Genomic DNA, 12,646 nt, shown 5'->3' with positions numbered 1-12,646 from the left:
ACCCGCCATGGCTTTCGAAGCAATGTTCCAGCCGATCCAGATCGGTAAACTGACCATCCGCAACCGCGTGCTCAGCACCGCGCACGCTGAGGTCTACGCAACGGACGGCGGCATGACCACCGACCGCTACGTCAAATACTACGAAGAGAAAGCCAAGGGCGGCATCGGCCTGGCGATTTGCGGCGGCTCCTCTGTGGTCGCCATCGACAGCCCGCAGGAATGGTGGAGCTCGGTGAATTTGTCCACCGACCGCATCATTCCGCATTTCCAGAATCTGGCCGACGCCATGCACAAGCATGGCGCCAAGATCATGATTCAGATTACCCACATGGGCCGGCGCTCGCGCTGGGACGGCTTCAACTGGCCGACGCTGATGTCGCCCTCGGGCATCCGTGAACCGGTACACCGCGCCACCTGCAAAACCATCGAGCCGGAAGAAATCTGGCGGGTGATTGGCAACTATGCCCAGGCGGCGCGTCGGGCCAAGGCCGGTGGTCTCGACGGCGTTGAGCTGTCAGCGGTGCACCAGCACATGATCGACCAGTTCTGGAGCCCGCGCGTCAACAAGCGTACCGACGAATGGGGTGGCACCTTCGAAGGCCGGATGAAGTTCGGTCTGGAAGTGCTGAAAGCCGTGCGCGCCGAGGTCGGTGACGACTTCTGCGTGGGCATGCGTCTGTGCGGTGACGAGTTCCACCCGGACGGCTTGTCCCACGAGGACATGAAGCAGATCGCCAAGTATTACGACGACACCGGCATGCTCGACTTCATCGGCGTCGTCGGCTCGGGCTGTGACACCCACAACACCCTGGCCAACGTGATTCCGAACATGAGTTATCCACCGGAGCCGTTCCTGCATCTGGCCGCCGGGATCAAGGAAGTGGTCAAGGTGCCGGTGCTGCACGCACAGAACATCAAGGATCCGAACCAGGCCACGCGCATCCTTGAAGGCGGTTACGTCGACATGGTCGGCATGACCCGTGCGCACATTGCTGACCCGCACCTGATCGCCAAGATCAAGATGGGCCAGATCGACCAGATCAAACAGTGCGTCGGCGCCAACTATTGCATCGACCGCCAGTATCAAGGCCTCGACGTGCTGTGCATCCAGAATGCTGCAACGTCCCGTGAATACATGGGCGTGCCGCACATCATCGAGAAATCCACCGGGCCGAAGCGCAAAGTGGTGATCGTCGGTGCCGGCCCGGCCGGGATGGAAGCGGCACGTGTTGCTGCCGAGCGAGGCCACGACGTGACCCTGTTCGAGAAGAAGGAATTCATCGGCGGACAGATCACCACCGCATCGAAAGCGCCGCAGCGTGACCAGATCGCCGGTATTACCCGTTGGTTCCAACTGGAACTGGCGCGGCTGAAAGTCGATCTGCGCCTGGGCACGGCGGCTGATGCCGACACCATCATGGACTTGCGTCCGGACGTGGTGGTGCTGGCGGTCGGCGGGCATCCGTACCTGGAACAGAACGAACACTGGGGCGCCGCCGAAGGGCTGGTGGTCAGCAGCTGGGACGTGCTCGACGGCAAGGTCGCGCCGGGCAAGAACGTGCTGGTCTACGACACCATTTGCGAGTTCACCGGGATGTCGGTTGCTGACTTCCTCGCCGACAAAGGCAGCCAGGTCGAGATTGTCACCGACGACATCAAACCGGGCGTGGCCATCGGCGGTACGTCGTTCCCGACCTACTACCGCAGCATGTACCCGAAAGAAGTGATCATGACCGGCGACATGATGCTGGAAAAGGTCTACCGCGAAGGCGACAAACTGGTCGCGGTGCTGGAGAACGAATACACCGGCGCGAAAGAGGAGCGGGTGGTCGATCAGGTGGTGGTGGAAAACGGTGTGCGTCCGGATGAGGAAATCTACTACGCGCTCAAAGAGGGTTCGCGCAACAAGGGCCAGATCGACGTCGAAGCGTTGTTCGCGATCCAGCCGCAACCTTCGCTGAGCACCACCGGCGACGGCTACTTGCTGTTCCGCATCGGCGACTGCGTGGCGCAGCGCAACACGCACGCCGCGATCTATGACGCCCTGCGGCTCTGCAAGGATTTCTAAGGGCTAGTGAACCGATCGTTCCCGCGCTCTGCGTGGGAATGCCGCAATGGACGCTCTGCGTCCGCTTGGGACGCGAAGCGTCCCGGGATGCATTCCCACGCAGAGCGTGGGAACGATCATTGAACGCCGTGTTTCTCCAGGTTGTACTGGTGGGAGCTTCACCATGTTGAACACCCTTCTTCCAATCCTGTTGTTCGCAGCTATCGGGCTTGGTGTCCTCGGCGCGTTGCGGCGGGTAGCGATGTGGCGCCGGGGCCGGGCCTCGAAGGTCGATCTGATCGGCGGCCTGTTCGCCATGCCCAAGCGCTACATGGTCGATTTGCACCATGTCGTGGCGCGGGACAAATACATCGCCAACACCCACGTGGCCACGGCCGGCGGTGCGGTGGCGTCGATTGTGCTGGCGCTGCTGGTGCACGGTTTCGGCCTGCATAACCGCATACTCGGTTACGCCTTGCTGCTGATGACGGCGGTGATGTTCGTCGGTGCGATCTTCGTTTATCTGCGTCGGCGCAACCCGCCGGCGCGGCTGTCGAAAGGCCCGTGGATGCGCCTGCCGAAAAGCCTGCTGGCGTTCTCGGCGTCGTTCTTTCTGCTGACCTTGCCGGTGGCCGGGATTCTTCCGGAAAACTTTGGCGGCTGGATACTCGCGGTCATCCTCGGGATCGGCGTGTTGTGGGGCGTGTCGGAACTGTTCTTCGGCATGACCTGGGGCGGGCCGATGAAACACGCCTTTGCCGGTGCCTTGCACTTGGCGTGGCACCGTCGCGCTGAACGTTTTGGTGGTGGTCGTTCCACCGGCCTCAAACCGCTGGATCTCAATGATCCTTCAGCACCATTAGGGGTAGAGAAACCCAAGGATTTCACCTGGAACCAGTTGCTCGGTTTCGACGCCTGCGTGCAGTGCGGCAAGTGCGAAGCGGCGTGCCCGGCGTTCGCTGCCGGTCAGCCGCTGAACCCGAAGAAACTGATTCAGGACATGGTCGTCGGTCTCGCCGGTGGCACCGATGCGAAGTTCGCCGGCAGCCCGTATCCCGGCAAACCAGTGGGCGAACACAGCGGTAATCCACATCAACCGATCGTTAACGGTCTGGTCGACGCCGAAACCCTGTGGTCGTGCACCACCTGCCGTGCCTGCGTCGAGGAGTGCCCGATGATGATCGAGCACGTCGACGCCATCGTCGACATGCGCCGGCACCTGACCCTGGAAAAAGGCGCGACCCCGAATAAGGGCGCCGAGGTCCTCGAAAACCTGATCGCCACCGACAACCCAGGCGGTTTCGCCCCGGGCGGGCGGATGAACTGGGCGGCGGATCTGAACCTCAATCTGCTCAGCGAGAAGAAATCCACCGACGTACTGTTCTGGGTCGGCGACGGTGCCTTCGACATGCGCAACCAGCGCACTTTGCGCGCGTTCGTCAAAGTGCTGAAAGCGGCGAAAATCGACTTCGCCGTGTTGGGGCTGGAAGAACGTGACAGTGGCGACGTGGCCCGCCGTCTCGGCGATGAAGCAACCTTCCAGTTGCTCGCCAAGCGCAACATCCAGACCCTGGCCAAATACAGCTTCAACCGCATCGTTACCTGCGATCCGCATAGCTTCCATGTGTTGAAAAACGAGTACGGCGCGTTCGACGGCAACTATCTGGTGCAACACCACAGCACCTACATGGCGGAAATCATTCAGGCCGGTGCGTTGAACCTCGGTCAGCACAAAGGCAACAGCGTGACCTATCACGACCCGTGCTACCTCGGTCGTTACAACGGCGAGTACGAAGCGCCGCGCGAAGTGCTGCGTGCGCTCGGTATTGAAGTCAAAGAGATGCAACGTTCCGGCTTCCGTTCGCGCTGCTGCGGCGGTGGCGGCGGGGCGCCGATCACTGACATTCCGGGTAAGCAACGGATTCCTGATATGCGCATGGAAGACATCCGCGAGACCGGCGCCGAACTGGTGGCGGTGGGTTGTCCACAGTGCACGGCGATGCTCGAAGGCGTGGTCGAACCGCGTCCGCTGATCAAGGACATCGCCGAACTGGTCGCCGACGCGCTGCTCGAAGACGCCGCGCCAAGCAAGCCTGCCACTCCGGCCAAACGTGAACCTGCGGAGGCCCACTGATGAGCGACATTATCCGCCGCGACCCGCGCGCCGAATGGATTGCGCGTAACCGCCTGCACCCGCTGCACGCGGCCATGCAACCAGCGCAACACAGCTGGATGGGACCTAACGGCATCATCCGCAAAAACCTCCATGGCATCGGTTTTATCGGCCCCAACGGCATCAAGCGTATCGACCGCAGCGGCGCGCAACAGGGCGGGGCGGTCAAACGCTCGGCGGCTGTGGAAGTGCAATTGCCGCTGCATCAGGTGCCGGCCCCGGCGTTCTATATCTGTGTGGTGCCGGACATGGTCGGCGGCCGCCTGAGCAGCCACGATCGCGACTTGCTCGGCCTCGCTCATCAGCTCGCCGGCAATGACGGCGCGGTGCTGGCGGTGGTCTTTGGCGAGCACAAGGAAAATGCCTTCGCCACGGCAGGCGTCGATCGCTTGCTGGTACTCGAGGGCGAAGCCTTTAGTGGTTATGCACCGGAGCAACGCGCGCAAGGTTTGCGCGCTGTGGATAACCAGTTCAACCCGCGTCACTGGCTGCTCCCTGACAGTCGCAGCGGTGGCGGTGAACTCGGCCGGCGCTTTGCCGCGGCATTGGGCGAGCGCCCGGCGACACGGGTCTGGCAGGTCAAGGATCAGGAATGCATCGGCCGCGCTGGCGCGGGGCTGCAAGACCTTGCCCGTCCCGTCGCACGGTTGATTCTGGCGGCGGCCGAATGCGCTGAACCGGTCAGTGAAACCCGTCACGAAGCGTTGCCGGTGGAGTTATCCACAAGTGTCGCTCGTAGCCTGTCGCGGATTGAAGATCTCGGCGCCGTTGCGGTCGACCCGGCAGCGATTCCGATGGCCGAAGCGGAGTTCATTTTCTCCGGCGGCAACGGCGTCAAGGACTGGGCACTGTTCCACGAAACGGCGGCGGCACTCGGCGCTACCGAAGGTGCGTCGCGGGTGGCGGTGGACGATGGCTTCATGGCCCGTGATCGCCAGGTCGGCGCGTCCGGCACCTGGGTTACCGCGCGGGTGTATGTTGCGGTGGGGATTTCCGGGGCGATCCAGCACCTGCAAGGCATTGGTGCCTGTGACAAGGTGGTGGCGATCAACCTCGATCCGGGTTGCGACATGATCAAGCGTGCAGACCTCTCTGTGATCGGCGAGAGCGCAGAGATTCTTCAGGCGTTGATCGAGGCGGTGGCGGCTTACCGCAACGAAGCCAAGCGCGATGCGGCTTAAGGAAACGCTATGAACACGAAAGTAATCAGTCTGGTTTCAATCGGCGCTCACCCTACTTCCGGGCGGCCACGCCGCGCTGATCAGGACGCGCGCGCCGTGGAACTGGGTTTGCAACTGGCTGGGGATAACTTGCAAGTGCTGCATGCCGGCGACGTTGCGGAGCCGGCGTTGCGCGCTTATCTGGGCATGGGTCTTGAGCAGATGCATGTGCTGGAGCAACCGGCTGGTGCCGATGCGCTGCCGGCGCTGACCGCGTATCTGCGTGATGCCGGTGCGCAGGTGGTGCTGACCGGCAGCCAGGCAGAGACCGGTGAAGGTTCGGGGATGTTGCCGTTCTTGCTGGCGGAAGGTCTGGGCTGGCCGCTGGTGGTGGGACTGGCGCAGGTCGAGTCGATCAATGACGGTTCAGCACTGGTGCTGCAAGCGTTGCCGCGCGGGCAACGGCGCCGGTTGAAAGTGAAGCTGCCGTTTCTGGCGACTGTGGATAACGCCGCGCCGAAACCTCGGCAGAGTGCCTACGGGCCGGCGCGACGCGGGGTCTTGCAGGCTGACGACGTCGAAGTGGTGGACGATGAGTTGCTCGCGGTTGCTACTTTGCAACCGGCCAAGCCACGGCCGAAACGCTTGAAGGTGATCAAGGCCAAGAGTGGGGCGGACCGGATGAAGGCCGCGACGGCCAAGGCCAGTGGGGGCGGGGGGCAAGTGCTCAAAGGTGTTACTGCACAGGCCGGGGCTGAAGCGATCCTCAAGTTGCTGATTGAAGAAGGTGTGGTTCGCTGAAAAGCCCCTCACCCTAGCCCTCTCCCAGAGGGAGAGGGCTGGGGTGAGGGGGGCTGTTTACCCACAATCCCTGTTGGCGGATCTGTGGATAACATGTTCGCCCCTCTCTGCACCCCACGTCAATCAAGCCCTACAGCTCTCCGATCAAAAAACAACCAGCCTAAGTTACGGATTTTCTGGGCTTTTTATCTTGGATAACTGAATAAGTTGCCCCCAATCTCTGTTGGCGCTTCTGTGGATAAGATGTTCGCTATCCGCTGAAGCCCATACAAACCGTGGCTTTCGAAGGGGTGATCAAAAAACAGTCAATTCGTCAGTTTCCGCACTTAATTCCCGCGCAAGCCTCGATTTCACACAGCCTCCAACGCTTTTCCACAGCAAGGCCAAAGTTACCCCCGATCTCTGTTGGCGCTTCTGTGGATAACGTGTTTGCCATCCCCTACAGGCCTTACAGAACGTGGCTTGCAAGAATGTGATCAAAAAACAACCAATACGTCTGGCAAACCGTCATTCTGGATAAGTCACGATTTTTCTCTACAAATCAGCAAGTTATTTTTTTAATCATCCACAGTTACCCCCATTTGCTGTGGGTGGCTATGTGGATAACTTGTTCGTCAAACCCCGCAAGCCCCGTCCGGCATAGTCCAAATGGCAATTGATCACATTTCATACAGTTCTAAGACGTTGCCTTGACTTCGATTCCTGCGCTGTCTTCACTGCAATGGCACAAGGACAGCCGTCACTTATCCACATCAGGTTCTGGGAGAACGCATGATGGATAGTCAGCCGCACCGCCCCCCGCCCTCGCCACGCAAGCGCACGCTACGGCGCGCCGCCAATCAGCACGCTCGCCTGTAGCGCGCCCCACCCGCCAGACCGCTGTGCTGTCGCCGGACTTGATCCGGTGGCCAGGTGCCCGTCCGCCCATTGATTGCAGGCAACCGCAGAGTTGCCCCATCTGCCTGATTAGAGGAACCACCTCATGACACGGATCGCAACGCCCATCAGCGAGATCAAGGAACACTACGATGTGATTGTCATTGGTTCAGGCTACGGCGGCGGCATTGCTGCCTCGCGCCTGTCCCGTGCCGGCAAACGTGTGTGCCTGCTCGAACGCGGTCGGGAAATCCAGCCCGGCGAATACCCCAACACCATGATCGCCGCCACCGAGGAACTGCAGGTGCATGACCCGGACGGCCATATCGGCTCGCGCACCGGGCTGTTCGACTTGCATGTGAATGCCCAGCAGAACGTCGTGGTCGGTTGCGGCCTCGGCGGCACGTCGCTGATCAATGCCAACGTGGCCCTTGAACCGGAGCCGGGCGTATTCGACGATCCGCGCTGGCCGCAAGCGGTGCGTGAGCACCGCGATACGTTGCTCAAGGACGGTTATGCCCGCGCCCGGGAAATGCTCAAACCCAATCCCTACCCGAGCACTGCACCCAACCTGCCCAAACTCGACGCCAACAAGAAATCCGCGGAATACCTCAAGCAGGGCGCGCATTTCTACAAGCCGCCGATCAACGTGACCTTCGACAAGCTGCCAAACAACCTCAACCATGTCGGCGTCGAGCAACTGCCGTGCAACCAGTGCGGCGACTGCGTGTCGGGCTGTAACAACAAGGCCAAGAACACCACGCTGATGAACTATCTGCCGGACGCCTGGAACTACGGCGCGGAGATTTTCTGCCAGGCCGAAGTGCGGCACCTGGAGCGTGATGGTGAAGGCTGGATCGTGCACTTCCAGTACCTCGACAGCGGGCGGGAGACGTTCAACGCGCCGACGCTGTTCGTGAAGGCCGACATCGTCGTGGTCTCCGCCGGCACCCTCGGCTCCACGGAAATTCTTCTGCGCACGCGCGACAAAGGCGTGGTGATGTCCGCCCAGCTCGGCGAGAACATGAGCGGCAACGGCGACATCCTCGGCTTCGGCCACAACTGCGAGCAGACCATCAACGGCATCGGTTTCGGTGCGCACCCGGCCAAGGAACTGCACCCGGTCGGCCCGTGCATCACCTCGGTGATCGACATGCGCACGGAAGGCGACTGGCGCAGCCGCATGGTCATCGAGGAGGGCTCGATCCCCGGCGCGCTCGGCCGGCCGATGGTGCCGGCCATGGCCGGGTTTGCCGAGATGATCGGCGTCGCCACGGATGACAGCTTCAGCGGCAAGGTCAAATACAAGGCGCGTGAAGCGGAAAGCTTTCTGCGCGGCCCGTATTACGGCGCACTGCACAACATGCAGACTTACCTGATCATGAGCCACGACAGCGGCCAGGGACGGATGGTCCTCGACAACAAGGATCAACTGCGTATCGACTGGCCGGGCGTTGGCGAGCAGGAGAACTTCAAGCTCGGCAACGAGCGTTTGCACCAGAGCACCAAGGCGCTCGGCGGCGTGTGGGTGGAGAACCCGATCTGGACCAAATTGCTCAAGCACAGCATCGTTTCAGTCCACCCGTTGGGCGGTTGCGTGATGGGTGAAGACGCGGCGCAAGGCGTGGTCAATCACAAGGGGCAGGTGTTCAGCGGTGCCAGTGGCAGCGATGTTTACGCCAACCTGTACGTGACGGACGGTGCGGTGATTCCGACCTCGCTGGCGGTCAATCCGCTGCTGACCATCTCTGCTGTGAGTGAGCGCAACATGGGCCTGCTTGCCGCCGACCGTGGCTGGCAGATCGACTACACGCTGCCATCCGCACCGCGTAAACCAGTGGCACCGCCAACCCTCGGCGTGCAGTTCACCGAAACCATGAAGGGCTATTTCTCCCGGGCTTTCACTGCGGCGCAAAGCACCGACCTGAAAGTCTACGAAGCAGCGGCCAAACGCGGCGAGGCGGACAATTCGCCGATCGACTTCACCCTGACCATCACCGCCAACGACCTCAACCGCATGATCAAGGAACCCGAGCACGCGGCGACCATCGTTGGCACTGTCATCGCCCCAGCGCTGTCACCGCAGCCGCTGACCGCGAGCAACGGCGTGTTCAACCTGTTCGAACAATTCGAGCAACAGGTCGATACGCGCCACATGAAGTACGACATGAAACTGACCGCCGAGGACGGTAACGACTATTTCTTCAGCGCCTTCAAAACCGTGCCGGAAGACAACGGCGTGCTGAATATCTGGCATGACACCAGCACGCTGTACGTGACGCTGTATCGCGGGCCGAACAAGACCGGTGAGGTGATCGGTTCCGGGGTGATGCATATTCATCCGACCGATTTCGCCAAACAGATGACCACCATGAAAGTCCTCAATGCGCGCAACGAGCGCGAGCGCATTGAAGGCCTGGCGCGGTTCGGCAAGTTCTTCGCCGGGATCCTCTGGGAAAGTTACGGCGGGGTGTTTGCCGGCGATATCTACTTCAATCCCGACGCGCCGCCACGGTTGAAACGGCCCTTGGATGCGCCGACGCCGGCGGTGCATTTCTTCCCCACCGAAGACGGCGTTGAATTGCGCCTGACCCGGTATCAGGCCGGGAGCAAAGGCCCGGTGATGCTGGTGCATGGCTTGGGCGTGGGTTCGAATATCTTTTCCACCGACACCATCCAGACCAATCTGCTGGAATATCTGTGCAAGCACGACTACGACGTGTGGTTGCTGGATTTTCGCGTGAGTATCCTGTTGCCGGCGAGCAAGAAAGAGTGGAACGGCGACCAGATCGCCCAATACGATTTCAAGGCTGCCATCGCGCAGATTCAGCAGCAGACCCAGGCCAAGGACGTGCAGTGCGTGGTGCATTGCTACGGCGCAACGACCTTCTTCATGTCGTTGCTCGCCGGTTTGCAGGGTGTGCGTTCGGTGGTCTGCTCGCAGATTGCCGCTGACACCGTAGTTGCTACTGCCACAGGGCTGAAGGCCGGATTGCACCTGCCGGGGATGCTCGATGCGATCGGCATCAAGTCGATGACCGCTTACGCCGACAGCAAGGAAAACTGGTTCAACAGACTCTACGACAAGGCCCTCAACGGCTACGCGCGGATCGAGGCGCAGGGCTATTGCACCAATCCGGTGTGCCACCGGATCACCTTCATGTACGCGTCGCTGTATCGCCACGACACCCTCAACGAAACCCTGCACGACAACCTGCACGAGTTGTTCGGTGAGTCGAACATCGAAACCTTCGAGCACCTGGCGCTGATCGTGCGCAAAGGGCACCTGGTGGATTTCAAAGGCAACGATGTGTACATGCCGCACTTTGATCGACTGACCATGCCGATCTGTTTTATCAGCGGTGCCGACAACCAGTGCTACCTGCCGGAAAGCACCCTCAAGACCTACCAGCGCTTGTGCGAAATGCATGGGCCGGAGCGCTATAGCCGGCAAGTGGTGCCGGGCTACGGCCACATTGACTGCATGTTCGGCAAGAACGCGGTGGTCGATGTCTACCCGATCATCCTTGCACAGCTGGAGAAAACCGCCCTCGGGTAGTCACTGATCGTTCCCACGTCGAGGCGTCGAACCGTCCGCGTGGGAATGCCGCCATGGACGCTCTGCGTCCGCTTGTGTGACGCAGAGCGTCACGGGATGCATTCCCACGCAGAGCGTGGGAACGATCAGGGGAACTGATATGGACAGCTACATCCGCTGGTTTCAACGCTTCATCTGGATAGGCATTGCGATGAACATGGTGTTCGCCCTCCCTGCGCTGTTCGCGCCGGGGTTGCTGACATCGGTGGTCGGGCTGCCGCCGCAACTCTCTGACCCATGGCTGGAGAACGCTGGGATGCTGCTGGTTGGCATCAGCGTGTTTTACATGCCGTCGGGTTTCAACGCGCCGCGTTACGTGGTGCATTCCTGGTTGTGTGTGCTGACGCGATTGATCGCGGTGATTTTCTGGATTTACCTGATCAACACCAGCTCTCAAGGCTCGGTATTCGTGCCGATGTTGATGGGCGATCTGAGCTTCTTTCTGATCCTCGGCATTCTGCTCTACCTCGGCACCGCGCCGGAGAACCGCCCTTGGGCATTGCTTTGCGATGGCTGGCGCGAGTGGCGCGCGGCATGGCAGCGGCAATGGCAGAGTCACGCCTTCAAGGTAGGCACGCTGATTGTCGTCGCGGTACTCGGTTTCATCGGTTACGAGACCTGGTATCAGATGCTCCGCGTCGTGCCTGAACAGCAATATGCCTCCGACGAAGACCACTACAAGTACGCTGCCATCGGCCTCGGCATCGAAGCGCGCATCCCGTATTACCTGTTCGCCGTGCTGCCGCAGATGTGCCCGGAGAAAATGCCCAAACCCGGTGGCTGGGAGGTTTTCGGTTTCCTCTTTGAAAACGGCAAGGATCTGCCGATCGGCATGGCCAAGCGGCAGATCGGCTACCCGACGGTAGAGCCGAACTGCGCGCTGTGCCATACCGGCTCCTACCGCGCCAATGCCAGCGACGTCGCCGTCAATGTGCCGAGCGCGCCGGCCAACACCCTGCAACTGCAAGCCTTCCAGTGGTTCGCTTACGATTGCGCCAGCGATCCGAAATTCACCACCGACGCGGTGATGGCGGCGATCAACAGCAAGTTTCAGTTGGGCTTCTTTGAGAAGCTCTACAACCGCTACCTGATCATGCCGATGGCCAAAAGCGCACTGCTCAAGCAGAAGCAGGCTTACGCCTGGCAAAAGCTGCGTCCGCAACAAGGCCCGGGCCGCACCGACACCTTCAATCCGACGAAAATGGTGGTGTTCGGCTTCCCGGATGACTCGACCATCGGCACCGTCGACCTGCCGCAAGTGTGGAACCAGAAACCCCGCGAATCGATGTACCTGCACTGGGACGGCAATAACAACAAGATCCACGAACGCAACTACGCCGCCGCGATGGCCGTGGGCGCAACGCCAGAATCGGTGTTGCCGCCGAGCTTCAACCGCGTGACCAACTGGCTGCTCGGGCACAAGGCGCCTGCGTGGCCGTGGGCGCTGGATCAGGCCAAGGTCGCCCAGGGCAAACCGATCTGGGAGGCCAACTGCGCGGCTTGTCATGACTTCGGGCGCGCCGATACCGGGCAGGTCACGACCAATATCGATCAGCTCGGCACTGATCCGCACCGGCTCGACTCGTTCACCACCGGTCTGGTGGCCGCGTTCCACACCTTCAAAAAACCGCCGTTCGATTTCGGCGCCTACCGCAAGACCCAGAGCTACAGCAACACGCCCACCGACGGCGTCTGGTTGCGCGCGCCGTACCTGCACAACGGCTCGGTGCCGACCCTATGGGACTTACTGCAACCGCCGGAAAAACGTCCGCAGGTGTTCATCACCGGCTCGGATATTTACGACCCGGTCAACGTCGGTTTCGTCACCAGCGGCGCCCAGGCCAAAGCCTCGGCGGACTTCAAATACGACACGCGGCTGGAGGGCAACCACAACAGCGGTCACCTGTACGGCACAACCCTGTCGGACGACGACAAGCGTGCATTGATCGAATTCATGAAAACCCTGTGAACCCTTACGGAGAGAGGATTAC

6 protein-coding genes are annotated in these 12,646 nt (G+C 61.0%); all 6 read left to right on the top strand.

Annotation, left to right across the window (positions count from 1 at the left end; translation table 11 throughout):
• Positions 1-7 precede the first annotated feature (7 nt).
• Entirely contained in the window at positions 8-2,068 is a 2,061-nt protein-coding gene (gene dgcA, locus ACOYXH_RS23115) for a dimethylglycine demethylation protein DgcA (RefSeq protein WP_460066268.1), read from the top strand.
• A 163-nt stretch (positions 2,069-2,231) separates the two neighbouring features.
• Complete coding sequence (gene dgcB / locus ACOYXH_RS23110) at positions 2,232-4,181, top strand: dimethylglycine demethylation protein DgcB (protein ID WP_095050262.1); 1,950 nt, start codon at positions 2,232-2,234, stop codon at positions 4,179-4,181.
• Complete coding sequence (gene etfA, locus ACOYXH_RS23105; protein WP_258708919.1) at positions 4,181-5,401, top strand: electron transfer flavoprotein subunit alpha; 1,221 nt, start codon at positions 4,181-4,183, stop codon at positions 5,399-5,401. Before dgcB ends, etfA begins: the two co-directional genes overlap by 1 nt.
• Before the next feature lie 9 nt (positions 5,402-5,410).
• Complete coding sequence (gene etfB / locus ACOYXH_RS23100) at positions 5,411-6,181, top strand: electron transfer flavoprotein subunit beta (protein ID WP_064119206.1); 771 nt, start codon at positions 5,411-5,413, stop codon at positions 6,179-6,181.
• A gap of 982 nt (positions 6,182-7,163) precedes the next feature.
• On the top strand, positions 7,164-10,616 hold the full coding sequence (locus ACOYXH_RS23095) for an alpha/beta fold hydrolase (RefSeq protein WP_460066264.1): 3,453 nt from the start codon (positions 7,164-7,166) through the stop codon (positions 10,614-10,616).
• A gap of 139 nt (positions 10,617-10,755) precedes the next feature.
• Complete coding sequence (locus tag ACOYXH_RS23090) at positions 10,756-12,624, top strand: c-type cytochrome (protein ID WP_095050266.1); 1,869 nt, start codon at positions 10,756-10,758, stop codon at positions 12,622-12,624.
• Positions 12,625-12,646: the final 22 nt, after the last annotated feature.

The organism is Pseudomonas sp. Mb7 (assembly GCF_054790525.1).
Note: the sequence above shows the minus strand (reverse complement) of the source record. Positions and strands in the feature narration are given on the sequence as shown.

Excerpts from the sequence above, each read along its gene's own strand:
- dgcA (WP_460066268.1), top strand. The coding sequence starts at position 8 with ATGGCTTTCGAAGCAATGTTCCAGCCGATCCAGATCGGTAAACTGACC.
- dgcB (WP_095050262.1), top strand. The coding sequence starts at position 2,232 with ATGTTGAACACCCTTCTTCCAATCCTGTTGTTCGCAGCTATCGGGCTT.
- etfA (WP_258708919.1), top strand. The coding sequence starts at position 4,181 with ATGAGCGACATTATCCGCCGCGACCCGCGCGCCGAATGGATTGCGCGT.
- etfB (WP_064119206.1), top strand. The coding sequence starts at position 5,411 with ATGAACACGAAAGTAATCAGTCTGGTTTCAATCGGCGCTCACCCTACT.
- ACOYXH_RS23095 (WP_460066264.1), top strand. The coding sequence starts at position 7,164 with ATGACACGGATCGCAACGCCCATCAGCGAGATCAAGGAACACTACGAT.
- ACOYXH_RS23090 (WP_095050266.1), top strand. The coding sequence starts at position 10,756 with ATGGACAGCTACATCCGCTGGTTTCAACGCTTCATCTGGATAGGCATT.